This window comes from Acinetobacter sp. AS23 (assembly GCF_023612055.1).
Lineage (GTDB): Bacteria > Pseudomonadota > Gammaproteobacteria > Pseudomonadales > Moraxellaceae > Acinetobacter > Acinetobacter oleivorans.
The window spans coordinates 962,292-986,598 of record NZ_CP082274.1 but is presented as its reverse complement, the minus strand read 5'-3'; the positions used below and the strand labels follow the sequence as shown (position 1 = coordinate 986,598).

21 protein-coding genes are annotated in these 24,307 nt (G+C 38.8%); 15 read left to right on the top strand and 6 right to left on the bottom strand.

Features of this window, described 5'->3' with window-relative positions:
• Positions 1–30 precede the first annotated feature (30 nt).
• Positions 31–3,864, bottom strand: coding sequence for a phosphoribosylformylglycinamidine synthase (gene purL / locus K6I41_RS04565; protein ID WP_250375286.1), 3,834 nt, complete (start codon positions 3,862–3,864; stop codon positions 31–33).
• A 309-nt stretch (positions 3,865–4,173) separates the two neighbouring features.
• On the opposite strand from purL, the gene K6I41_RS04560 reads away from it, so the two are divergent.
• The 10 genes from K6I41_RS04560 (at position 4,174) to pal (ending at position 13,981) form a co-directional block, all read left to right on the top strand.
• Entirely contained in the window at positions 4,174–5,514 is a 1,341-nt protein-coding gene (locus K6I41_RS04560; RefSeq protein WP_004790671.1) for a deoxyguanosinetriphosphate triphosphohydrolase, read from the top strand.
• A gap of 93 nt (positions 5,515–5,607) precedes the next feature.
• The gene (ruvA, locus tag K6I41_RS04555) at positions 5,608–6,207 is read left to right on the top strand and encodes a Holliday junction branch migration protein RuvA (protein ID WP_016137345.1); all 600 of its coding nucleotides are present in this window, start codon (positions 5,608–5,610) and stop codon (positions 6,205–6,207) included.
• 7 nt (positions 6,208–6,214) lie between these two features.
• Positions 6,215–7,219 carry a Holliday junction branch migration DNA helicase RuvB gene (ruvB, locus tag K6I41_RS04550; RefSeq protein WP_004790665.1) on the top strand — a complete coding sequence of 335 codons (1,005 nt, stop codon included), beginning with the start codon at positions 6,215–6,217 and terminating at the stop codon, positions 7,217–7,219.
• Between the two features lie 204 nt (positions 7,220–7,423).
• Positions 7,424–8,758, top strand: a complete 1,335-nt coding sequence (locus K6I41_RS04545; protein WP_250375285.1) for a M20 family metallopeptidase — start codon at positions 7,424–7,426, stop codon at positions 8,756–8,758.
• A 212-nt stretch (positions 8,759–8,970) separates the two neighbouring features.
• A complete protein-coding gene (ybgC, locus tag K6I41_RS04540) occupies positions 8,971–9,378 on the top strand; it encodes a tol-pal system-associated acyl-CoA thioesterase (protein WP_004699892.1) in 408 nt (135 codons plus the stop codon).
• A 23-nt stretch (positions 9,379–9,401) separates the two neighbouring features.
• Positions 9,402–10,100, top strand: a complete 699-nt coding sequence (gene tolQ / locus K6I41_RS04535) for a protein TolQ (protein WP_004790660.1) — start codon at positions 9,402–9,404, stop codon at positions 10,098–10,100.
• Complete coding sequence (gene tolR / locus K6I41_RS04530) at positions 10,100–10,552, top strand: protein TolR (RefSeq protein ID WP_250375284.1); 453 nt, start codon at positions 10,100–10,102, stop codon at positions 10,550–10,552. The genes tolQ and tolR overlap by 1 nt, the downstream gene beginning before the upstream one ends.
• 3 nt (positions 10,553–10,555) lie before the next feature.
• A complete protein-coding gene (gene tolA, locus K6I41_RS04525; RefSeq protein WP_250375283.1) occupies positions 10,556–12,019 on the top strand; it encodes a cell envelope integrity protein TolA in 1,464 nt (487 codons plus the stop codon).
• A gap of 93 nt (positions 12,020–12,112) precedes the next feature.
• A complete protein-coding gene (gene tolB / locus K6I41_RS04520) occupies positions 12,113–13,393 on the top strand; it encodes a Tol-Pal system beta propeller repeat protein TolB (protein WP_250375282.1) in 1,281 nt (426 codons plus the stop codon).
• Between the two features lie 27 nt (positions 13,394–13,420).
• On the top strand, positions 13,421–13,981 hold the full coding sequence (pal, locus tag K6I41_RS04515; RefSeq protein ID WP_013197071.1) for a peptidoglycan-associated lipoprotein Pal: 561 nt from the start codon (positions 13,421–13,423) through the stop codon (positions 13,979–13,981).
• A 57-nt stretch (positions 13,982–14,038) separates the two neighbouring features.
• Here pal and K6I41_RS04510 read toward each other — a convergent pair whose 3' ends face one another.
• Positions 14,039–14,224: an NF038105 family protein gene (locus K6I41_RS04510; RefSeq protein ID WP_004790651.1), complete on the bottom strand. Its 186-nt coding sequence runs from the start codon at positions 14,222–14,224 to the stop codon at positions 14,039–14,041.
• A 184-nt stretch (positions 14,225–14,408) separates the two neighbouring features.
• Here K6I41_RS04510 and K6I41_RS04505 point away from each other — a divergent pair, with 184 nt between their 5' ends.
• From K6I41_RS04505 to K6I41_RS04485, 5 genes are all read left to right on the top strand, one after another.
• Positions 14,409–15,380 (top strand): class 1 fructose-bisphosphatase, encoded by a 972-nt coding sequence (locus K6I41_RS04505; RefSeq protein WP_004790649.1) that lies wholly within the window; start codon positions 14,409–14,411, stop codon positions 15,378–15,380.
• Positions 15,381–15,439: 59 nt separating this feature from the next.
• Complete coding sequence (locus K6I41_RS04500; RefSeq protein WP_005307562.1) at positions 15,440–16,216, top strand: TrmH family RNA methyltransferase; 777 nt, start codon at positions 15,440–15,442, stop codon at positions 16,214–16,216.
• Between the two features lie 159 nt (positions 16,217–16,375).
• Positions 16,376–16,990 (top strand): RNA polymerase sigma factor, encoded by a 615-nt coding sequence (locus tag K6I41_RS04495; protein ID WP_013197068.1) that lies wholly within the window; start codon positions 16,376–16,378, stop codon positions 16,988–16,990.
• Positions 16,980–17,300 carry a hypothetical protein gene (locus tag K6I41_RS04490; RefSeq protein ID WP_004643705.1) on the top strand — a complete coding sequence of 107 codons (321 nt, stop codon included), beginning with the start codon at positions 16,980–16,982 and terminating at the stop codon, positions 17,298–17,300. Before K6I41_RS04495 ends, K6I41_RS04490 begins: the two co-directional genes overlap by 11 nt.
• The gene (locus tag K6I41_RS04485; RefSeq protein ID WP_004790640.1) at positions 17,290–17,679 is read left to right on the top strand and encodes a DUF3106 domain-containing protein; all 390 of its coding nucleotides are present in this window, start codon (positions 17,290–17,292) and stop codon (positions 17,677–17,679) included. The genes K6I41_RS04490 and K6I41_RS04485 overlap by 11 nt, the downstream gene beginning before the upstream one ends.
• 94 nt (positions 17,680–17,773) lie before the next feature.
• Here the strand turns inward: K6I41_RS04485 and K6I41_RS04480 are convergent, their stop codons facing one another.
• From K6I41_RS04480 to cxpE, 4 genes are all read right to left on the bottom strand, one after another.
• Complete coding sequence (locus K6I41_RS04480) at positions 17,774–20,191, bottom strand: CSLREA domain-containing protein (RefSeq protein ID WP_250375281.1); 2,418 nt, start codon at positions 20,189–20,191, stop codon at positions 17,774–17,776.
• A 15-nt stretch (positions 20,192–20,206) separates the two neighbouring features.
• Positions 20,207–22,057 (bottom strand): rhombotarget A, encoded by a 1,851-nt coding sequence (rbtA, locus tag K6I41_RS04475; RefSeq protein WP_250375280.1) that lies wholly within the window; start codon positions 22,055–22,057, stop codon positions 20,207–20,209.
• 335 nt (positions 22,058–22,392) lie between these two features.
• A complete protein-coding gene (hda, locus tag K6I41_RS04470) occupies positions 22,393–23,091 on the bottom strand; it encodes a DnaA regulatory inactivator Hda (protein WP_004790634.1) in 699 nt (232 codons plus the stop codon).
• Positions 23,092–23,111: 20 nt separating this feature from the next.
• Positions 23,112–24,305, bottom strand: a complete 1,194-nt coding sequence (cxpE, locus tag K6I41_RS04465) for a chloramphenicol efflux transporter CxpE (RefSeq protein ID WP_004790632.1) — start codon at positions 24,303–24,305, stop codon at positions 23,112–23,114.
• Positions 24,306–24,307 lie beyond the last annotated feature (2 nt).

Here is a 24,307-nt window from a genome sequence, read left to right as displayed (position 1 = left end):
ACCTTACGGTGGCTTATTTCAATTTTTCTATTAACCTATAAACTTACGAGCATTACGGAACATACGTAACCATGCACCATCTTCAGTCCATTCTTCTGGACTCCAAGAGTGTTGAATTGCACGGAAAGTACGCTCAGGGTGCGGCATCATAATCGTTGCACGACCATCTTTAGAAGTAACACCAGTAATCGCTTCAGGTGAGCCGTTCGGGTTCAATGGGTAATGTTGAGTCGGGTTACCGTGACTATCAACATAACGCAATGCAACTTGGTTACCTGCATTCAAGCTTGCAATATCAGCTTCACTCGCAACTGCACGACCTTCGCCATGTGCTACAGCAATCGGTAAGATTGAACCTTCCATACCATCAAGTAATACAGAAACAGATTTTTCAACACGAACGTTTACGCTACGAGCTTCAAAAACTTCCGACATATTGCGGTGGAAACGTGGCCAGTGCTCAGCACCCGGAATAAGCGGTGCCAATTGTGACAACATTTGGCAACCATTACAGATACCTAAGCTGAATGTTTCTTCACGATGGAAGAACTGTTCAAACTGATCACGTAATTTAGCATTGAACAATACTGATTTTGCCCAGCCACCACCTGCACCCATTACGTCACCGTAAGAGAAACCACCACAAGTCACTAAACCTTCGAAATCACTTAGGCTTACACGACCAGCAAGTAAATCGCTCATGTGTACGTCAATCGTATTAAAGCCAACTTTGTCAAAAGCTGCTGCCATTTCAATATGACCATTTACACCTTGCTCACGCAAGATTGCCATATTAGGACGACGTGTATTAATGAACGGCGCTTCAATAGGTTCATTCAAGTCGAATGTTGGTTTAGCAATTAAACCTTGGTGTGCATTATCAGTAATTAATGAAAATTCCTGATCAGCAGTTTCTACGTTATCACGTAGACGTTGGATCTGATGAGATACCTCAGACCAAGCTTGTTGTAATTCAGCACGATCTAAAGTTAAACCATTTACAGATAATTGATCTGAGTTATTTACACGACCAACTACAGCAATTGCATCTTTTAAGCTAGAAGCTGCGATTTCTGCTTGTAAAGCTTCCCAATCAGTTGCTTTGATTTGAAGTACTGCACCAATTTCTTCTGCAAATAAACCCGCAGTAGTCTGGTTTTCTAACGCAACACCTAAACGTGCAGCAAACATCATTTCAGCTACAGAAGCTAATAAACCACCATCGCCGATGTCATGGTAAGCCTGAATCAAACCACGATTGTTCCAGTCTTGGATTAAAGCGAAGAACGCTTTGAAATCATCAAAACTATCAACATCTGGAGTGATTGAACCGATTGCTTTATATACTTGAGCAAGAATCGAACCACCTAAACGGAACTGACCTTTAGATAAATCAATACGTACAAGTACTGAATCTTCTAAATTTTTAAGTTCAGGTGTTAAGGTCTTACGAACATCAGTTACTGGAGCAAATGCAGTAATTACACCCGTCATTGGAGAAGTTACGGCTTTATCTTCGCCGTTGTCATTCCAAGTCGTACGCATTGAAAGCGAGTCTTTACCTACTGGAATCGCAATTCCTAAAGCAGGACACATTTCCATACCAATTGCTTTCACGCCTTCAAACAGTGCTTGGTCTTCACCTTTTTGACCCGCAGCAGCCATCCAGTTTGCAGAAAGTTTGATATCGCTAATTTGTTCAATGTTTGCACATGCAATATTGGTAATTGCTTCAGCAACTGCCAAACGAGCAGATGCTGCTGGATTTAACAATGCAACTGGTGGACGTTCGCCCATTGCCATTGCTTCACCAGTGAAACCTTGCAAACTTGTTGTCGTTACTGCTGCATCTGCAACAGGAACCTGCCAACGACCAACCATTTGATCACGTGCAACCATACCTGTAATTGAACGGTCACCAATGGTGATCAAGAATGACTTAGACGCAACTGTAGGGTTTTTCAATACGCGGAAAATCGCATCTTTCAAATCAACTTTTGAAGCGTCAAAATCATCACCACTACGTTCAATAGTTTCATAAGAACGCTGCATGCGTGGCGTACCACCAAGCATTACCTGCATTGGCATATCAACAGCATCATTTTGGAACAATGGATCTTCAACTGTTAAGTGACGTGCTTCAGTTGCTTCACCTAACACAGCAAACGGACAACGTTCACGTGCACAGATTGCTTCGAACTGCTCTAAAGATTCTGGACGAATAGCAAGAACATAACGCTCTTGTGCTTCATTTGACCAGATTTCCATTGGGCTCATGCCCGGTTCTAATGAAGGAATCTTACGAAGGTTAAGAACTGCACCTAACTCATGATCATTCACAAGCTCAGGCATAGCATTTGATAGACCACCCGCGCCAACGTCGTGTACAGAAACGATTGGGTTGAAGTCTTCTAAACGCCAGCACGTATCGATCACTTCTTGACAACGGCGCTCCATTTCTGGGTTTTCACGTTGTACAGATGCGAAATCAAGGCTTTCACCCATTGTACCGCTGTCTACAGAAGATGCTGCACCGCCGCCAAGACCGATTAACATTGCAGGGCCACCCAATACAATGAGCAAGTCACCTGGTTGAATCGCATCTTTTTCTACATGGTCAGGACGGATATTACCGTAACCACCAGCGATCATAATTGGCTTGTGGAAGCCTTTCACTTCACCATTTACATTCTGTTCGAAAGTACGGAAATAACCATTTAACGCAGGACGACCGAATTCATTGTTAAATGCCGCGCCGCCTAATGGACCTTCAATCATGATTTGTAATGGCGAAGCCATACGTGAAGGTTTACCGTAGTTTTCTTCCCAAGGTTGTTCAAAACCAGGAATGTTTAAGTTCGAAACTGTGAAACCTGTTAAACCAGCTTTTGGTTTACCACCACGACCAGTTGCACCTTCATCACGGATTTCACCGCCTGAACCTGTTGCAGCACCAGCAAATGGAGAAATTGCTGTTGGGTGGTTATGAGTTTCAACCTTCATTAAAATATGAGCAGCTTGGCTCTTATATTTATAAACAAAGTGACCATTTTCATCCGCTTTCGGATAAAAACGCATCGTGTCATAACCCACAATTACTGAAGCATTATCTTTATAAGCAGATAACACATCAGTTGGAGATTCTTTATAAGTGTTTTTAATCATCTGGAACAATGATAATGGTTGTTTTTCACCATCAATTGTCCATTCAGATCCAAAGATTTTATGACGACAGTGCTCAGAGTTTGCTTGTGCAAACATCATCAACTCGATGTCATTCGGATTACGACCAAGCTTACCGAATGCTTCAGTTAAGTAATCAATTTCTTGTTCAGATAACGCAAAACCGAACTCATTGTTAGCTTTAACCAAAGCTTCTTTGCCTTGACCCAAGATATCAATTGAATTTAATGGTTTTGGAGCTGTTTCTGAAAATAATGCTTTTGCATCATCAATTTGAGCAAAAACTGTTTCTGTCATACGGTCATGAAGTACTTGTTTAACTTCATTCGTAATTTCAGTAACACCTTTTAACGTGAATAAAAGACCACGTTCTAAGCGGTGTACTGGTGTATTACAGTTTTTGAAAATATCAGTTGCTTTAGAAGACCAAGGTGAAATAGTACCCACACGTGGTGTAACTAAAATCTGAATCTCATCACTTGCAGATTGACGAAGTTCAAAAGACTCACCGTCATTCAATAATTGCAAAGCAGATTGATGTTGCTGCTCGTTGAGCGCTTGATCAAACAAATAGACCCATTGGCTGTCAAAAGATTGAACAGAACTAATTGACGATAAACGTGTTAATAGTTGAGCTTTCTTAAAAGAAGAATGTGCTGCTGCACCGGCCACGATAAACATGTTGATTTTGGCTCCACGGGCAGGTCTTGTGAACCTTACCGCAATGTGACTTTAGAGAGAGCGCATATTCTACTGCTTCTTGCTAAAATCAGCTAGATGTAGAATCAGTATTCTGTAACCTAATTCTGCAAGAAGTGAGTAGTTTTTTGTTCAAAATCATTTTTTTAGGCATTCTAGCTAAAAATAAATTGTTTCATGTTTATTCAATAACATAATAAAACCTGAACTAAGACAAACTATGTCGCACCAAGCTAGTGCTTTTAACTTTTTTTTGGCATGATCAGGTTTTACAGTTTTGAATAATGATAAATGGAACAAATGCGTTGGTTAGAGCTGCTTTCTGCAGTTCGTTTAGGTAGTAAAAAAAGCAGTACAGAACTGGCTCGTAGCCCATTCCATAAAGATTATGACCGTATTATATTTTCGCAAAGTTTTCGTCAGCTAAACCGTAAGACGCAAGTTCACCCACTCGCACAGCATGATGGCATTCATACCCGTTTAACTCACTCTCTTGAGGTTTCCTGTATTGGCCGCTCGATGGGTATGCTTGCCGCAGAAAAAATAAAAAATGAATTACCCGTATGGATTTCTCCTGCTGATGTCGGCGCAATTATTCAAGCAGCCTGTCTTGCCCACGACATTGGCAACCCACCTTTCGGACATGCAGGAGAATACGCGATTCGTGAGTGGTTTGACGATGCTTCACATGATGATTTTTTGAAGAAACTAAGTCCCGAAGAAGAAGCCGATGTTCGCCAGTTTGAAGGTAATGCTCAAGGATTACGTTTATTAAGTCGCATTGACTATCATCCAAATGATGGAGGCATGCGTTTAACCTATGCAACTTTAGGTGCTTATTTAAAGTATCCATGGCTTTCAAAAACCATTGCGTCACAAGGTGATCGCCCTTCTCATCAACGAGCAAAGTTTGGTTGTTATCAATCTGAAAAAGAAATTTTAAAACAGATTGCAGAACAACTCGGACTTATTCAATTAGGTGAATACCATTATTGCCGTCACCCTCTCACCTATTTGTTAGAAGCTGCGGATGACATTTGCTATGCCTTAATTGACTTAGAAGATGGCATTATCTTAAATATGCTGAGTTACCAAGAAGTTGAACCAATTTTCTTAAACCTTATTGCCGACTATGGTCAGCCTGAAGAATTGTCACATCCAAATAGTACGTGGCAACAAAAGATTTCAGCATTACGTGGTCGTGTTATGAAACGGCTTGTAGATGAAGTCACTACAGCCTTTGCTAAACATCATTATGAAATCATTACAGGTCAGCTTAAAGGCAACCTTTTGCAATATTGTTCACCCGATATTGCAATTGGTATCGAAACAGCCAAAAATCTGGCGCGTGATAAAATTTTTGAGCATCCACAAAAGTCTGGCTTAGAAATTATTGCGCATCAAAGTTTGCAAACAATTTTGGATGCATTTGTACCGCTGACCACACCACATAAATCTTTAAGCTTTAAAGAACAACGTTTAATGTCTATCCTTAATCTGTATGGTGCTAACTTTAGCAATAATCATTACAGCAATATTATGCAAGTACTCGATATTATCAGTAAGTTTTCAGATCATCAGGCTTATAGCTTGGCTCAAGAGCTACAAGGTAATAAAATTGGCTTGTTTTAAGCTGGCTTAATATAGAAAGAAATAAAACCAGTGTCGTTTTTAATTAGTGTTAAAACGACCAGATTTACAGTTATGAATAAGTGAAACTAATCTATGATCGGATGTTTAATTGGCGAAGTGTTTGCCCTAGAAGCCCCTACTGTCTTACTCAATGTAAATGGTGTGGGTTATGAAATTGATACGCCACTTTCAACATTTTGCCAATTACAAAAAGGCCAGAAAGTTACGCTATGGACGCATTTAGTTGTTCGTGAAGATGCTCAACAACTCTACGGTTTTAGCGATGCTCAAGAGAAAACAATTTTCCGCACCTTATTAAAAGTAAATGGTGTTGGTCCGAAAATGGCATTGGGTATTCTATCGACACTAAGCGTTGAGCTATTGGTTCACACCATTGAACATGATGATATTAATACGCTGGTCAAAGTTCCGGGAGTTGGTAAAAAAACAGCTGAACGTTTAATGATTGAGCTTCGTGACCGTTTCAAAACATTAGCCCAAGGTACTTCTACGTCAGCTACCCTGCCTCAAATTCAGTTTGCGGCAAACTCGCCTGTAGCAGAAGCAGAAGCCGCTTTGCAATCTTTAGGTTATAAGCCACTTGAAGCACAAAAAGCTGTTGCTGCGGTTAAAGCCGATTACACAGAATCAGCCGATATTATTCGTGCTGCTCTTAAATCAATGATGAAGTAAAACACTTATGCAAGACCGTCTAATCAGTGGAGCAGAAAAGCCTGAAGATCATTTTGATCGGGCTATTCGACCAACTTCTCTTGCCGACTACATCGGACAACCTGTAGTACGCGAGCAAATGGAAATTTTCATTGGCGCAGCTCGCGGTCGTGGTGAAGCACTTGACCACACGCTGATTTTTGGTCCACCGGGCTTAGGTAAAACCACCCTTGCCAACATTATTGCGCGTGAAATGGGTGGAAATCTTAAATCTACTTCGGGACCAGTTTTGGAACGTGCCGGCGACTTAGCAGCAATGTTGACCAATCTCGAAGAAGGCGACGTCTTGTTCATTGATGAAATTCACCGCCTTTCACCAGTGATTGAAGAAATTCTTTATCCAGCAATGGAAGACTACCAATTAGATATTATGATTGGTGAAGGCCCTGCTGCTCGTTCAATTAAACTCGATTTACCCCCGTTTACACTTGTCGCGGCTACAACACGTGCAGGTTTGCTCACCTCTCCTCTACGTGACCGTTTCGGTATTGTGCAACGTCTTGAGTTCTATTCTGTAGAAGACCTTACTCATATTGTGTCACGCTCTGCAAACTTGATGAATGTACCCATTACAGTTGAGGGTGCAGAAGAAGTTGCACGCCGTGCACGCGGAACGCCTCGTATTGCCAATCGTTTATTACGTCGAGTTCGTGACTATGCTCAAGTGAAAGGTACAGGTGAAGTGACTCATGAAATGGCACAACGTGCGCTTGATATGCTCAATGTTGATAAAGCTGGCTTAGACACCCTAGACCGCCGTTATTTGAGCATGCTGTTAGAGCGTTTTGATGGCGGGCCTGCTGGAGTCGAAGCACTTGCAGCAGCCATGGCTGAAGATAGCGGCACACTTGAAGATGTGATTGAACCGTATTTAATTCAACAAGGTTATGTGATGCGTACTGCGCGAGGTCGTATTGCAACCAACCAATCTTATTTACAGTTTGGAATGACACCACCTGAGCCTAAAAACTAATCAAAGGAAGAGAATTTTCTCTTCCTTTTTTAATTCCTCTACTCTTCCAAATCAAATAATTATTTTCTTATCAATATATTAGCCACTCGATACCTTTTAAGTCTTTCTTTATACCTTATTGATTTTTTAATATTTTCAAAAACTGAATTATAAGAAATCTAGATATTAAATCTTATGAACAATAATATTTTTTAGGATAAGGACATGTATAAGAAAGCCGCTTTAATTTTACCACTTGCCTTAATGAGTCAACTGAGCCTAGCAGATTGGGTAAACGATGCTGCTCAACAAAATGAAAATCAAGTCATTCAGCTAAGACAAAACATTCACCAACACCCTGAACTCGGCAATATGGAATTTAAAACCTCTGCCCTTGTTCAAAAAGAATTAAAGTCTTATGGCATTCAAGTCAAAACAGGTTATGCGAAAACAGGTGTAATTGGCATATTAAAAGGTAATAAACCAGGCCCTATTATTGCGCTTAGAGCGGATATGGATGCTTTACCTATGGAAGAAAAGAGCGGTGTTTCCTTTGCCAGTAAACAAAAAGCAATCTATCAAGGTAAGGGAACTTATGTGATGCATGCATGTGGACATGATGCACACACTGCAATGTTATTAGGCGCAGCAAAAATTTTAGCTGCGAATAAAGATAAAATATCGGGCACAGTTATTTTTGTTTTCCAACCTGCTGAAGAAGGTGGTGCAGATATAGATAACTTCACTCAGGGTGATCAAATCGGTTCACGAAAAATGATCGCTGATGGTGCTTTTAAAGACTACAAACCAGAAGCTATTTTTGGAATGCATGTCATTGCGGGTATGAAAAGTGGTCATCTTTACTATAAAGATGGTGCCATTTTAAATAGTGCAGACCACTTACGTATTCAGGTCAACGGCAAGCAGGTTCATGGTTCGACGCCATGGTTAGGCAGAGATCCAATTTATGCATCGGCACAAATGATTAATAATTTGCAAAGCCTTATTAGCCGAAGAACAGATCTAACCCAAGGTATAGGCGTGGTTAGTATTGGCAATATTCAAGGTGGTACGGCAGGAAATGTGATTCCCGAACAAGTCAATATGATTGGTACCATTCGCTCTAATAACGAAGAAATAAGAAATAACATCTTAAAAAATTTACCAGTCATGATAGAGCATAATGCTCAAGCCAATGATGTAACTGCTAAAGTTGAAATTGCATCTTATGCACCAGTAACCATGAATGATAAAACCCTTACTCAACTTATTCAGCCAACATTAGCCAAAGTTGTAGGAGATTCAAAACTGCATGTGCTTGATCACAATGCAAGCGCTAGTGAAGATTTTGCCTATTATGGCAAACTGATGCCTTCATTCTTTGTCTTCTTAGGGGCGACACCAGAAAATCAAGACTTAACTCAGGCTGCACCGAATCACAATCCCTATTTTATTGTAGATGACAAGACCTTAAAAACTGGAACCGAGCTACATGTAAGGTTCGTATTAGATTATCCGAATATATCAAAACAAGTCCAAACTTCATGGAAGCCCTCTTAACTTAAAAAGCTTGCTAGCCATAAGATGTAGCGTTTTTAGATTAGAAATTCAGCAATCGCAATTGAAAGGTTGTGCCATAGGACTTAGTATGCAATCTGCTAAACTGCCCCGTATTTAAAAGCAGATGTATGGCTTTTGAATGGAACCAATGTTTTATTCAAAGCCATATTTTAAATATAAAGCTCTATAGTGAACTAAAACGGAATCCTCTCATGGCGAATCATTTTGAATTCAACATTCGTGTTTATATTGAAGATACAGACGCAGGTGGTATTGTTTACCATGCCAACCACATTCGCTATATGGAACGTACCCGTACTGAATGGCTCCGTGCTTCTGGCGTTGATCATTACTGGCATCAAAAAGACTACAACTTTGTCGTACACAAAATTGACGTAAAATACATGCGTCCTATTTTAATGGATGATTTAATTACTGTTACAGCACGTGTAGTTTCATGTAAAGCTGCGTCATTTGTGTTGCAACAAAATATTTATCGTGGTGAAATCTTGCTTGCTTCTGGCGAGGTTGAGTTGGCATGTTTAAGCAAAGAACTTGTAGCTCGTCGTCTTCCAGAAGAAATACGTGATCTTATTCGTAAAGAATTGGAACAAGACTAAAAAAACAACCGGCATATGTAACTATGGCAACAAACATTGAATCAACCCTGCATATTTCTGACCTTATTTTACAGGCAAGTCCAGTCGTTCAGTTGGTCATGCTAATTTTACTGTTAGCATCAATCTTTAGTTGGTATCTGATTGCCAAGTTACATATGAGTTATAAAAAAGCACATCAAGAAGATGAACATTTCCAGAAAATGTTCTGGTCGGGTGCTGAACTCAATACGCTTTACAACAATGCCCAGCTCAATTCAAAACGCTCAGGTCTTGAAGATATTTTTTATCAAGGGTTGAGTGAATTTTTTAAACTTAAAAAACGTCAGGCCCCTGTTTCACAAACGATCGAAGGCACTGAACGTATTTTACGTGTAGGTTTGAGCCGTGATCAGAGCCATCTAGAATACGGCTTAGGTACTTTAGCAAGTATTGGCTCTGTAGCTCCTTACATCGGTCTATTTGGTACCGTTTGGGGGATTATGAATGCATTTATCGGTTTAGCTGCTGTTGATCAAGTCACTTTGGCAACTGTTGCACCAGGTATTGCCGAAGCACTTATTGCAACCGCAATTGGTTTATTTGCTGCAATTCCTGCTGTATTGGCTTTTAACCACTTCACTTCTAAAAGTGAAAGTGTTTACTCTGATCGTGCTTTATTTGCTGAAGAGATGATTGCCTTATTGCAACGTCAGTCTGTGGGTTCATCACAGGAAGATGCATAATGGAAATTCAGCGTTCAGGGCGCTTTGAGCGCATAAAAAAACCACTAAAAAGTGATATGAACGTCGTACCCTATATTGACGTTATGCTCGTACTTTTGGTTATTTTCATGGTGACTGCTCCCATGATTACTAGTGGTATTAAAGTCGATTTACCTCAAGCAAATAACCATCCAATCGAATCAAAAGATATGCCAGCCATGGTCACGATTGGTAAAGATGGCAATATTTATCTTCAGTATGAAGATTACAAAGATAGTGAACCATTGTCTCGTGAAAAACTTGAAGAAGTTTTAAGCGGTGCACAAAAACAAGCTGAACAAGAAAATAAACAACTCACAGTTTTAGTCAATGGTGATAAGTCTCGTCCTTATGGAGAAGTCGTATCATTGATGGCAAGTTTACAAGAAGCAGGTTTAACTCAAGTTGGCCTTCTGACAGAGCCTTTAAAATAAGCTATGAATAAAAATCAAAAGCCACACTTTAAACAAAATGCGATTGCATTGAGCTTCACACTAGGAGTTCATGCAATTGCCATTGTTGGCTTGCTTTTTTTAGGCTTGAGTAAACCACCTGAACAGCCAAAAAAGCTAACAACTATTTTAGTTAAGCCAGAAGATTTACCTCCTCCTTTAGCCAAAGAAGTTGAACAAGAGACTACAGCTACCAATGAAGCAAAAGAGGTGTTAACCCCTATTGTAGATGAAACGCTTCCTGAAAATCTTCCGGCTACGCCCCCTCCTCCGACCGCTCAACAACTTGCTGCTCAAAAGCAAAAGGTGGAACAGGCACAGCAAGCAAAATTAGCTGAACAAAAGCGTAAAGCTGAAGAAGCTGCAAAAGCTAAACAAGCAGCAGCAGAACAGCAACGTATAGAGGAAATACAAAAGCAGCAAGCTGAAGCTAAACGCCAAGCTGAGGCTAAAACAAAATCCGAAGCCGAACAAAAACGTAAGGCTGAACAAAGTGCAAAAGCTGAAGCCGATGCTAAGGCAAGACAAAAAGTTGCTGAAGAAGCTAAGCAAAAAGCAGAGACCGATGCAAAGCTAAAACGTGAGGCTCAAAAAGCCGAAAACGCTAAACTTCGAGCACAGCAAGAAGCTAAACAAAAAGCTGAAGCAGATGCTAAAGCTAAGCAACAAAAAGCTAATGATGACGCTAAACGTAAAGCTGAAGCAGACGCTAAAGCTAAGCAGCAAAAAGCTAATGATGATGCTAAACGTAAAGCTGAAGCAGACGCTAAAGCTAAGCAGCAAAAAGCTAATGATGATGCTAAACGTAAAGCTGAAGCAGACGCTAAAGCTAAACAGCAAAAAGCTAATGACGATGCTAAACGTAAAGCTGAAGCAGACGCTAAAGCTAAACAGCAAAAAGTTAATGACGACGCTAAACGTAAAGCTGAAGCAGACACTAAAACTAAGCAGCAAAAAGCTGCTGATGATGCTAAACGTAAAGCTGAAGCAGATGCAAAAGCTAAGCAGCAAAAAGCTGACGACGCTAAACAAAAAGCTGAAGCAGACGCTAAAGCTAAACAGCAAAAAGCTGCTGATGATGCTAAACGTAAAGCTGAAGCAGAGGCCGAAGCAAAAGCTGCATCTGCTCAAAAAGCACAAGAAGAAGCAGCTCAGAAGAAAGCCGAAGCTAAAAAAATTGCTTCTTCAGCTAGACGTGATTTTGAGCAAAAAATTCGACGCTCTTGGGATGTTCCGACTGGTAGTAGCGGTAAAACAGTTGGTGTCCGTTTTACCCTTTCAGACTCAGGTAGCGTTAATTCTATTGTGATCACACGTTCAAGTGGCGATGATGCTTTAGATGCAAGTATTAAGGCCGCAATTCAAGCATCTGCGCCATATCCTATGCCATCAGACCCTGATGCAAGACGGGAAGCAAGAAGTGTTAACTCTACATTTAGAGCGCAATAATTTTGAAAGAGTTACATGCTTTAAATAGTTTAAGGCATGTAACTATGCTACAAAATCAACAGTCACAAAAATACCTGCTATGACTTTAAACTTATGAATACGAGCCGCAAACACCTGCTATCTTTAGCATTGATCACCGCCTTAAGCCCTATTACTTCTACAACTGCTTTTGCCCAGTTATATCTGGAAATTGCCAAAGCACCAGATCAGGCACCAAAAATTGCTATTGTCCCGTTTAACAATGACAATGGGCTTTCTCCTATTGTTGAAACTGACTTAAACCGTTCTGGACGCTTTACAAGCTCATCTAAAAATTTGCCTGCCAATGCTGCAATTAATCAGATCCAAGCTTCTGACTGGCAAGCTGCCGGAATTCCATATGTAGTTACTGGACAAATTAAACAAACAGCTACAGGTTTTGAAGTTCATTACCAACTTTATGATGTACAAAAGCAACAATACATTTTAAATGAACTTTTAAATGTACCCGCTTCACGCATACGTCAAGCTGGCCATATGGTGAGTGATGCTATTTATCAGGCACTTACTGGTATTCCAGGTGATTTTAGCGGCCGTATTGCATATGTACTCAGAAACCCTGCCACCCCTGCAGAGCGTTATACTCTACAAATTGCAGATACCGATGGTGAACAGCCAAAAACTGTTTTGTCATCTCGTGACCCAATTCTTTCTCCGGCATGGACACCAGATGCCAAGAAAATTGCTTATGTTTCTTTTGAAACCAAACGTCCAGCAATTTATCTACAAGATTTATCTACTGGAACACGTGAAGTACTCACTAGCTTTAAAGGTCTAAATGGCGCACCGAGTTTTTCACCTGATGGTCAATCAATGCTATTTACAGCATCTATGAATGGCAATCCAGAAATCTATCAAATGGATTTATCAACTCGCCAAGTTAAACGTATGACAAACGACTCGGCAATTGATACAGAAGCACGTTATACACCAGATGGAAAATCGTTTATTTTCACTTCTGACCGTGGTGGTTCAGCCCAAATCTATCGTTATACCTTTGCTGATGGTTCAGTAAAACGTCTAACATTTAAAGGTTCATTTAATGCACGCGGAACTTTGAGTGCAGATGGCAAAAAGATTGCTCTTGTTCATCGCCCAAGTGGCAGCAGTTATAAAGTTGCAATTCAGGACATTAATACTGGCATCACCAATATTCTTACTCCAACCAGTTTAGACGAATCACCAAGTTTCTCACCGAATGGGCAAATGGTGGTCTACGCGACTCGTGAAGGTAACCGTGGCTTGTTATCTATCATGTCGACTGATGGACGTTTCCGTATGAATTTACCAAGTGAACAAGGTGAAGTACGTGAACCAGCTTGGGCACCAAAATAACTTTTAATTCCATTGATGGAGAAGATCATGAAATCAATCAAATATTTAGCTTTACCCTTTCTTAGCGTAGCGCTTGTAATGACGGGTTGTGCTAGCCGCAAACCAGCAACAACTACTGCAACTGGCACAAATCCAAGTACAGTTAACACTTCTGGTTTAAGTGAAGATGCGGCATTAAATGCTCAAAATTTGGCTGGTGCTTCATCGAAAGGTGTAACTGAAGCAAATAAAGCAGCTTTGGCTAAACGCGTTGTTCATTTTGATTATGACAGCAGTGATTTATCTACTGAAGACTATCAAACGCTTCAAGCTCACGCTCAATTCCTTATGGCAAATGCAAATTCAAAAGTTGCATTAACTGGCCATACAGATGAACGTGGTACACGTGAGTACAATATGGCTTTAGGCGAGCGTCGTGCTAAAGCGGTACAAAGCTACTTAATTACCAATGGTGTAAATCCACAGCAACTTGAAGCTGTAAGTTATGGTAAAGAAGCTCCTGTTAATGCAGGACATGACGAATCTGCGTGGAAAGAAAATCGCCGCGTTGAAATTAATTACGAAGCAGTGCCTCCTTTATTAAAATAAGGCATCTGCATAAAAAAACGCTCATATTTTATGAGCGTTTTTTTATAACAACAGAACTTAAGAAGATTTCTTTTCTTCTTCAGAATGTTGCATAGATTCAATCAAATCATGCTTATTAAAATCTTTATATTCAGGCTTAGCCTCGTAGTCTTTCCAAGCTTCCTGAACATTTTCTTTCGAAATTTCATCTAGATTGATTGGTTCACCTGCTGTTGGGGTCGCATCAAACTTCTTTGTTGTCATTTCGATTCTCCTAAAAATATACAGTCCTTTGTAATGCAATCAACATACCATTTTAATTGGGGCTTGTAAGCATAAATCCAACACAAATAAAGTAAGATAATTTTTATTTTGTGACATTCTCATCTAGAATATGCCACGTATTTATCTGACTCATTTTGATGCTTGAAGCACAGGAGCTTTTTTTATGTCCAACCTCACATTGTCCCAATTTTTACAACAACAAAAAGGGAATCTAACACCTGAGTTGGCTCAAGTCATCGACACTATCGCCACCACCTGTAAAACGATCGATCAAGCCTTACAAAAAGGTGCACTCGCTGGTATTTTGGGTAGTGCTGGTAATGAAAATGTTCAAGGTGAAACACAAAAAAAACTTGATGTGATTTCTAATGACTATTTAATTGATGCTTTAAAAGTTCATCCCCAAGTGGGTGGCCTCGCTTCTGAAGAGCTTGATGAGTTCACACCTGCACAAGAAAATGGTAAATATCTGGTTTTATTTGATCCATTAGACGGCTCAAGTAACATCGACATCAATATGTGTGTAGGCACAATTTTCTCTATTCTGCCTGCGAAAAATGCGGTAACCCAAGCAGAAGATTTCATGCAAGCAGGTACACAGCAAGTTGCTGCTGGTTACGTACTTTATGGTCCATCAACCATGATGGCCTTAACTGTAGGAAATGGCGTAGTATTCTTTACTTTAGACCCAGAAACTCAAACATTCTTGCTTACTACTGACAATGTTCAAGTTTCAGCAGATACTCAAGAGTTTGCAATTAACGCATCTAACCAACGTCATTGGGAAGAACCTGTAAAACAATATATTGATGAATTACTTGCAGGCAAAACATCTGTACGTGAAAAAGATTTCAATATGCGCTGGGTAGCATGTATGGTGGGTGATATTCACCGTATTTTATGCCGCGGCGGTATTTTCCTTTATCCGTACGACTTAAAAGATCCGAAAAAAGCAGGTCGCTTACGTTTAATGTATGAAGCAAACCCAATGAGTATGCTGATTGAACAAGCTGGTGGCGCATCAACTACAGGTCGTGTTCGCATCTTAGATATTGAACCGACAGAACTTCACCAACGTGTTCCTGTAATTATTGGTTCTAAAAATGAAGTTGAGCGTGTAACAAGCTATCATTAATAATTTTAATTATTTAGGGCATCATAGTATCATGATGCCCTTTTGTTGGATATTTTCTCATGGCGGTTATTTTTTTAGAATCAAAAGACAATGCAAAAATTAAACATTTGCGTGGATTAATCGAACTTAATAGCGCCCGAAAAAAGCACCAACAAACAGTCCTTGAAGGTACCCATCTCTGCTTGACGTGGCTACAACAGCAAAAGAAGATTTTTTCTTTATTTACGACCGAACAAGCATTAGAACATACTGATTTAAAAAAAATAATTGAACTGCATCAAGGTCATATCTTTGTTATTAGTGAAGTTTTATATAGAGATTTGAGTACATTAGGTACAAGCTTACCTTGCTTAGCTATTATTGATTTACCTAAAACTGCATCAACAATTGACTATAAAGTAGATACTTTAATTCTGGAAAATATACAAGATCCAGGTAACGTAGGCACATTGTTACGTTCAGCAGCAGCGGCAAATATTAAACAAATTATTTGCACTCAAGGATCTGCATCACTTTGGTCACCACGAGTTTTAAGAGCAGGCATGGGAGCTCATTTTAGCTTACATTGTTTTGAAAACTTCCAACTCACAGATATTCTTCCAAAATTTCAAATTCCAGTTTTTGTTACAAGCTCTCATCGCTCAACAAGTCTTTATTCAAAAGATCTTTCAAAACCGTGTGTCTGGATTTTAGGAAATGAAGGCCAAGGTGCAAGTGATTACGCCCTAGATCATGCAGAATCTGTGACTATTCCTCAGCCTGGTGGACAAGAGTCATTAAATGTAGCAATAGCAGGATCTATTTGTTTTTTTGAGATGGTTCGTCAACGCCAATAAAACGTTAATTTATTTTACATCTCACTTATTTGTGAAAAAAATCAATTACACTAGTAAAAAATAACCGATTGTTGTCAACCTCCCACCTCTTTTCAACGTTATATAAGAGATATATTGAAGATAAGGTGGGTATGTCCAATGACAGGATTTTCCATCTCCATGGATTTAGCACCGAAAAAGTCTCGATCGGAAACATCTAGTGCTCATGCAAGCACGGCTGAACAACGCCTGAAAGTTTTCATGCAAGATGTTACTGGGCGTGCTTTGGTGATGATGGAGAGTGCTACCCAAGGTCAACAAGGTATTGCGATGGATTTGGTTCAAGAAGCATTTATTGCTTTACACAAATCTTATGCCGATAAAAGTACTGAAGAATGGTATCCCCTGTTTTATACTATTTTAAACAACAAACTTCAGGACTGGCGCCGCAAAGAATCTCGTAGAGCAAACCCATTTTCATTCTTCAAAAAAGTTAGTCTGGATAGTGACGACGATGAAGTTATTGATGTAGTTGATGAAAAAGCCATTAATCCTGCGGATTTTCTTGATCAAGCAGTGACTATCGAAGAAATTCGAGAAGCAATTTCAAGGCTACCTGTTCGTCAACAACAGGCATTTATGTTACGTGCGTGGGAAGGTTTTGACACACACACAACAGCTCAGATCATGAACTGTACTGAAGGTAGTGTAAAAACCCATTATCACCGAGCAATTCAGGGACTTAGAGAGTACTTAGCCCATTTAAATCCCTTGGGAGGTTCTGATGAATCATGATGATTTCACTAAAAAGGTGACGTCTAAACTTGATAGTTTGGCACATCACCATAAAAATAAAACAGTGGTCATGAATCATGTGCTTGACCATATTCAACAAAAACCAGCCTCTTTTTATAGTGTCTGGAAAATGTCTGGTTTTGCACTTGCAGCTGCGATCACAGGTTTTGTAATTTTACCTAATTCAGCAGATATTGTTGATAAGCCGCAAAATCAAGTGATTGTAAATCCTAAATTATCTCCACAAATGGTGGAAGATTTAGAAATGCTAATGGTCTTGGGTGAGGATAAAGTACAACATGGCAGCTAAAAAATTAGCACTTATCCTTTGTTCATTAAGTTTCCTGCAAACGAGTTTTGCAGGTTTTGAACGATTTTGGATTTTTTCTAAGGATGCCAATACACAAGTTGATGACACATGGAATGCTCTTTCTGAAGAGGAACAACGTGCAGTTATTAAACGCTACCAGAGCTTAAAAGAGTTACCAGCGAATCAAAGTACGAACCTACAGCAACGTATGGACTGGTTTACTCAACTCCCCGATGCTGAAAAAGAAAAAATGCGTGAAGCATGGCAAAAAATGAGTACACAAGAGCGTAATGATTTACGCCAGCGTATGCTTAAAGCGAATGGTGAAGAAAGAACAGCTATTCGTGAAGAGTATATGAACAAGTATTTAGAACATTAAATATAACTCAGTAAAATTCGTACACAGTGAATTTAATGTCTTAAACAATTTTCTATAAAAAGCCTCCAATTGGAGGCTTTTTATTTTATATCGTTTATTTACGGTAGCGTCTATAGACAGCTAAACCAAGTAAAGATGCTAAAGACAAAATTCCTAAGCTACCACCACCGCCCCCACCACTTCGAGAATCATCTGTGGTAGTTGCAGTACTTATTAGATTAATTGTCCCAGGTTTCGCTGAAATTAATCCATTAGCATCATAGACATTATAAGATAGTGTATCGTTAAAAGTGTTAAAGACATTTTTAGCTTGAATATAAATATTACCGCCATAACATGTATTTTTACTGTCTTTACCAGGACACGGTCCTTCTCGATCTGCCTTAACGACCGTAAAAATTCCATCTTTTGAAGCTTTGCTTGGTAAATAAATTGGTAAGTCCGCAAATTGAGACTTATTAGAATTTGTACTAAGTGTACTAGCCGGCCCATCTCCATCATCATTCGCATATTTGAGCAAATTCAAAGGAATCATCTCATTTGCTAAATACTTAAAAGTTATTGTGCCGTCTCCAGAAACAGGAGCGATATTTGCAAATTTTGCTTTAATCAATCCACTACTAAGTTCGACACCCGCTTTAGTGGTAATTGTATATTTACAAAATTCATTAGTTGTACTTGAAGTAACATCATCATCGACACGATAAAAAAGAATTTGCTGTACGGTTGGATTCCACACACATCTCTGGTTTTTCTTAGTCTCTGTTTTAGGAGTTAAATCTTCTACTTTTTGTGCCACACCCAAAGGTTCTGCTTTAACATTATAATCAGCTGTATTAAAAAACTTTAACACATGGTTACTGTCTTCAGTTGGTAGAGGAAAACCATAATTTTTTAAATCTATATAAATTGCTCGATATTTTGTATTTACATGAGCCGTATCATTTTTAAACTTATCGAGTAAATCCTTAAATTCAGCTAAACGAACTTTATAGTAAACGATAAAGTTTGATGGCGTAGTTGGATCTTTGAGAAGGCTATCATACAAATCATAGCTTTTTTGATATGTATCTATTAAAGTCGTAAATGAAATATTACCTAAACCTTCTAGATCACCTGCCGTAAGTTTCATCAACTCAACCGAACCAATATCACAACTATTTTTATTTAAAGTTTGATAATAGTATGTATTACTTACCAACCTAGCTAACCCACGCTGATCTTGAGTCTGGCAAGTACCTTTATTTTCTGAATCTACATCAATTAAATCTGGCTCTGAAAAATTATTTTTTGGATAGTAAATTGGTAAAAAACCATTATTTTCATTAGGTCCTTTTAAAGGCTCCAATAAAGTATTTAAAGTATTATTTTTTACATCAATATTAGTATTACCTGTAGGAACTACTTCTTTGGGTACATCACATTTTGGTGCATTGCCTGTTAAATTTAACGCATTAAACTTCAAATCTAGACCAGTATCTTTTTCCTCAGCTGCTGCCCCAAGTAAATATCGGCAAGCATAAGACCCTTTATTAAAAGCTAATACATTAAAATTTAAATTTTTATCACCTAATTTATCATATAAAAAAGTTGTGTTTGCAGAGTTCTCAACAATCGTATTATTTTGCAATGTTAAGCTACTATCCGAACTTAAATTACTGGTTTGATTTTTTGCTGGATCAGCATCTCCTGTAAATTTAAGAATACTACCGTTAGCCGGACTTGCAATATTTTGTGCAATTGTATTATTTGTAAAGGAGGCTGTAGGGCTACCACAAAAATTAAAAGCACTTATTGAACTAGTCGATCCATTATTAACAAAACTATTTGAATCTAATGATATAGTACGTGCGCTATATGAAGTATTAAACATACAACTCATTGCGAGAATACTACCTTCAGTTGAAGTCAGGCCATTGTTTTGAATTAAAGAATGACTCATCGTTAAACTGGCAGTATTACCTCCAAGGTAAATCGCTCCACCTTTAGATGCTTGTGAGTTTAATATCTGACTATTCTTTAAAGTTACATCGGCGCCAGCATAAATTGCACCACCAAACTCAGTACTTTTACCATTTTCTAAAATAATATTAGTTAATGTTAAAGGTTGCTGGTAAACAGCCGTATTAAAGATACGTGATTTTCCCCCAGCATTTATACGAGTTTCAAGCGCTTTTTGGGCTGGATAGTCATTAGTTAGAACTCCTTTTCGCTCCCAATCCGTCGCTTCTTTCCCAATAATATTCAAACCGATTTTAGGGGTTAATTCTTTATTTAAGGTGTAAGTACCACCTTCTAGTTGAATTGTGTAGTTTGCATCAATTGCAGAAACCTCACACCCTCCATAAGATTTACGCATTTCAGCTGCTGTAATCGCTTCACGTAGAGAACATGCATTCATGTTCTCATTATCCTCATCAGCAAATGTTGTAACTTTTATTGTTGTTTGAGCCATTAAAGGCATTGCTGCGATAACAGTAATTACACCCAGTGCTTTTTGATAATTTTTCATAGCCCACATCCCTGTTTATGACTTGAAACGGCGTAATGCAATTAATCCAAATAACCCTAAAATTAAACCACCGCCTACACTTCCCCCACCGCCAGTACTCACCGATTTATCTTCAATTCCAGATAAAGGTTCCTGAACAATTCTTGTTGGGATAGTAATATATTGAAAATCTTCACCCTCATTAAAACGAGACACGCTAGTAACTACTTGAATACTAAAAATATCTGCACCATGCCAATTTCCGTTTGGCGTATAAATTACATTACCATTTTGATCTAGGGTTATAGTACCTTTTGAAACTGGTGTATCTGTACTTTGTCTAACTTTAAGACATCCTGATTGCCAGTCTTTGCCATCAGCACGCTCACCAAACAATCGCTTACACGTAGCAGGCGTAACCAAATCAGCTTCACTTAAAGAACCTAAAATACCGAATTTTGCAACTTGGCCATATTTAATATCTTGACCAACTGAAGAGACTTCACTATCTACGATATATTCGATTGCACCTAAATCACAGAGCTCATCATATCCACTCCGACTCTTGCCACGTTGATCGTATCTTTCACAACTTGCTAAACCAATTGAAGAGCCATCACTATAAAGACGACCTTTATTAATGATCAATGATTCAGCTAAATTTTTATAATTCTCAAGTAATCGTGGTCTAAAGAAACCCAAAAAGCTATTTTTTGGCGTGTTATAAGGGCATAACAATCCATTTTGAGCAGTTACATCGCACACACCTTCATCTGTATCTCCCGCAATTAATTTTTCATTAGCGGGATAAAGAATATTAGGAAGCTTTGAGGTCGCATTTCGGTTACATTCTGCGGTAACCAAATTACTTTGTATAACTGCTTTATCGGTTGTACCAACCTGACAATTTAGCGTATTCCCTACTAATATACTGTTTGAAACAGAAACATTTCCTTGAGGAGCATCAAGAAATAGTCCTTTGTCATTTTTAATCATCGTAATGTTATTAACAAACATCCCATCTCGAATATTTGCAATAAAACCACCTTTATTATGAAAAATTGTACTATTACTTAATCCAATAGCACGTGAAGTTAAATATCCCCCAGTACTTTCATCTGCAAACTTGGTCTGAACATACAATAAAGCGTTATCTGCGGCTGTAACTTCATTATCACGTAAAACAGATTGAGTAATGTAATAAAGAGGCATTTCACTATATAAAACTGCTCCCTGAGCCGCTTTATTATTCTGTATTAAATTATTGGTAAGAGTAACTGTACCTGCTGTTCTTGTCGTATTAGATAAATTACCAGCATTGTAAATTGCACCACCACGAGTAGCGTAACCATTAAGTAAACGTGAATTTTTAATAGTTAATTGTTCATGGTTATAAATTAATCCTCCATCTAATGCGGAGGTTTTAGAGCCAGCCCCTTGTAAATTAAGGTCACTCAAAGAAACAGAAAAAGAGGTTTTTTCAACATTACCATCATCAATTTTAAACAGGCGGTCTGTACCTGCCATTTTAATGCTTGCGTTATGGGTTCCTGGAGCATCATTATCAATAAAACTAGAGTCACTCTCTGTAAGGATATTTAGAGGCCCAGTAATTGTTATACTTGTATTCAATACATATTCTTTATCACGCTTCAAAATAATATTTGAAGAGGCGTCTTTACCTCCGCATCCATGATAACCAGTTGCATATTTTTCAACATCAGCAGCATTGGAAGATGCTCGATAATTAAGAAATTGTACAGCCTCACGCAACGTACATAACGTATCGTCTTTATCTTCATCAATTAAGCTTGTGACTTGAATATCGGCAGAATAAGCGTGTCCAGCAGCAGCCAATAAAGCAAAAGCAATGCTCCGTTTGAGCATACCCATCTCCTTACATCTTTTTTCATTTTTCTTTGTCAATATTGCAAAATTTCCGCTTTTGCAATCGCATCCTTTGTGCGTACTTTGTCACAGCAAGTAGAATTTCTCAAGACATTTTGGTCGGTCTGTAGAGTCATTTTTGAACCAGCTTACAAAAAGCTTCATACATTTAAAAAACTTTTTTAAATACAAAATGTGAATGTTTAAAAATTAGAAGGAGCTTTAAAAAGATATATAGGCAAGTGCTCTGAAATTAGAAATCTTGTGTCCGAGACACTATTTTTAATAGTTTTTTATGTGCGCAGGTGAGGCAATAAGACAAGATTAAAGAATATCTATGGTTGATATTCATCAATCAAAGCATAAATTTGCCTTAAAGTTGCATTCGAAAGTTTTGTTTTTTCGCCTTTGAGAAGTTTTTCTAACTGAGCAACGGTCTGTAGTAAAAGAGAAGCTTGGTGAGGGCCATGTAATAATAAGTAGTCAACAATTTGCTGATCAAAATGGATACCACGTCTAGACATTACAGACGTAACTAAAGAGTAACGGTCCGCATATAAGCTTCCACTCGGCACTTTAACACTAACAGCTTGCGTAAGCCGTGACTGTAAGTCTGGCAATTCTAACTTTAATTCGATAGGCGCTACACGTGAAGAGAATACTAGCTGTCCTTCGTGATTATTCATTAAATGGAAGACAGCTTTTTGCCAATGAGGCACACCACTAATTGATTCAATATCATCCAAAGCGACAAGATCATAATGCTCTAAAGAAGTAATTGCTTCGATAGGAGCATCAAGGAGTTCAAGCAAAGAAACTTTAATTGCAGATTTGCCTATTTCTAAATAAGAGTCACAAATTGCGGAAAGTAAGTGACTCTTTCCTGTCCCTGCTCCACCGTAGATATAAAACCTACTCACCAGACCAGCATGTAGTTGACGCACAGCATCGACTACATTCCCCCAACTCGGTCCCGAAAAATCACTGATTCGGGCATCAAGTTGAGGTTCTATATCCAGTTGGAGTTGACGCATATATTGAATTAACCTTGAAATTATTTCTGGTTAGGGGATTTCAGTTCATCTGTATCTTGCTGTGTTTTAACTTCAAGATCAAGCTTAGTGCTTTCGGTTTCTACATGAATTTGCTCAATATCGCCATGTTGGATCACTAATGTAGAAGGTGGAGCATAAAGTGAGCTTCTTTCATAATTCTCTCTTAAATGCTTCAACAACACTACAATAACAGCAGCAACAGGCAATGCAATTAACATTCCTAAGAAACCTGCAAGCTGTGCACCTGCCAATACGGCAAAAACAACTGCCACAGGAGATAAACCAATTTTATCACCCAGTAGGAATGGCTGAAGAATATAACCTTCTACCGCTTGGCCAATCATAAATACTACGCCAACCAGTAATAAATGCATCCAATCCAAACCGAACTGGAACAAGCTGGCAATAACAGCTGCAATAATACCTACGGCAAATCCTAAATAAGGAATAATACTGGCAAGACCAGCTACCATACCAATAATAAGACCAACTTCCAAACCAATGAGCTGCAAACCAACTGCATATACTACGCCTAGTAAGAGCATGACGAGAAACTGACCTTTAACAAACGCTCCTAAAACGCTATGGCATTCACCAACAATCTGTAAAGTAGTTGCTTCATATGGGCGTGGAATGAGACGGCGTAAGTTTTGTAGCATACGGTCCCAGTCTAATAAAAAATAAAAAGCAATAATTGGAATTAGAACAACTGTTCCACCAATTTGAATAAAATTTAGACCTGATTGTGCAAGCTTTAATAAGACAGCTTGAATACTATCGGCACTGTAATTTGTCTGAACATAATCCATGACAGCTTTGGACATTTGATCAGTATCAATTTCCATTTGCTGAACATTAAATGTCGAAGAAACCCACGGTAATAGTTCTGCATTAATCCAGTGAATACCTGCTGGAATGCTATCTCGAGCGTAAACCAATTGTTTCCAGATCAAAGGAACCAAATACCATAATGCAATGGTCAGTGTTACACCAATTCCTATGAACACCACGCTAATTGCTAACCAGCGAGGCAGTTTGATTTTTACCAGAACATCAACGAGTGGGCTGAATAAATAAGCCAGGAAAAAAGCACCGATAAAAGGAATGACTACAGGCTTGAGTAAGTACAATACCCATACCAGCAATACAATACCTGCGAGTAAAAGAATACGGCGCAGTATACGATCTTGCATAA

Coding starts and splice junctions, on each gene's coding strand:
- cxpE (WP_004790632.1), bottom strand. CDS start 24,305: ATGCAAGATCGTATACTGCGCCGTATTCTTTTACTCGCAGGTATTGTA.
- tolQ (WP_004790660.1), top strand. CDS start 9,402: ATGGCAACAAACATTGAATCAACCCTGCATATTTCTGACCTTATTTTA.
- K6I41_RS04560 (WP_004790671.1), top strand. CDS start 4,174: ATGGAACAAATGCGTTGGTTAGAGCTGCTTTCTGCAGTTCGTTTAGGT.
- K6I41_RS04505 (WP_004790649.1), top strand. CDS start 14,409: ATGTCCAACCTCACATTGTCCCAATTTTTACAACAACAAAAAGGGAAT.
- tolR (WP_250375284.1), top strand. CDS start 10,100: ATGGAAATTCAGCGTTCAGGGCGCTTTGAGCGCATAAAAAAACCACTA.
- K6I41_RS04490 (WP_004643705.1), top strand. CDS start 16,980: ATGAATCATGATGATTTCACTAAAAAGGTGACGTCTAAACTTGATAGT.
- tolA (WP_250375283.1), top strand. CDS start 10,556: ATGAATAAAAATCAAAAGCCACACTTTAAACAAAATGCGATTGCATTG.
- K6I41_RS04495 (WP_013197068.1), top strand. CDS start 16,376: ATGGATTTAGCACCGAAAAAGTCTCGATCGGAAACATCTAGTGCTCAT.
- K6I41_RS04500 (WP_005307562.1), top strand. CDS start 15,440: ATGGCGGTTATTTTTTTAGAATCAAAAGACAATGCAAAAATTAAACAT.
- tolB (WP_250375282.1), top strand. CDS start 12,113: ATGAATACGAGCCGCAAACACCTGCTATCTTTAGCATTGATCACCGCC.
- hda (WP_004790634.1), bottom strand. CDS start 23,091: ATGCGTCAACTCCAACTGGATATAGAACCTCAACTTGATGCCCGAATC.
- K6I41_RS04545 (WP_250375285.1), top strand. CDS start 7,424: ATGTATAAGAAAGCCGCTTTAATTTTACCACTTGCCTTAATGAGTCAA.
- rbtA (WP_250375280.1), bottom strand. CDS start 22,057: ATGCTCAAACGGAGCATTGCTTTTGCTTTATTGGCTGCTGCTGGACAC.
- K6I41_RS04510 (WP_004790651.1), bottom strand. CDS start 14,224: ATGACAACAAAGAAGTTTGATGCGACCCCAACAGCAGGTGAACCAATC.
- purL (WP_250375286.1), bottom strand. CDS start 3,864: ATGTTTATCGTGGCCGGTGCAGCAGCACATTCTTCTTTTAAGAAAGCT.
- ruvA (WP_016137345.1), top strand. CDS start 5,608: ATGATCGGATGTTTAATTGGCGAAGTGTTTGCCCTAGAAGCCCCTACT.
- K6I41_RS04480 (WP_250375281.1), bottom strand. CDS start 20,191: ATGAAAAATTATCAAAAAGCACTGGGTGTAATTACTGTTATCGCAGCA.
- ybgC (WP_004699892.1), top strand. CDS start 8,971: ATGGCGAATCATTTTGAATTCAACATTCGTGTTTATATTGAAGATACA.
- pal (WP_013197071.1), top strand. CDS start 13,421: ATGAAATCAATCAAATATTTAGCTTTACCCTTTCTTAGCGTAGCGCTT.
- K6I41_RS04485 (WP_004790640.1), top strand. CDS start 17,290: ATGGCAGCTAAAAAATTAGCACTTATCCTTTGTTCATTAAGTTTCCTG.
- ruvB (WP_004790665.1), top strand. CDS start 6,215: ATGCAAGACCGTCTAATCAGTGGAGCAGAAAAGCCTGAAGATCATTTT.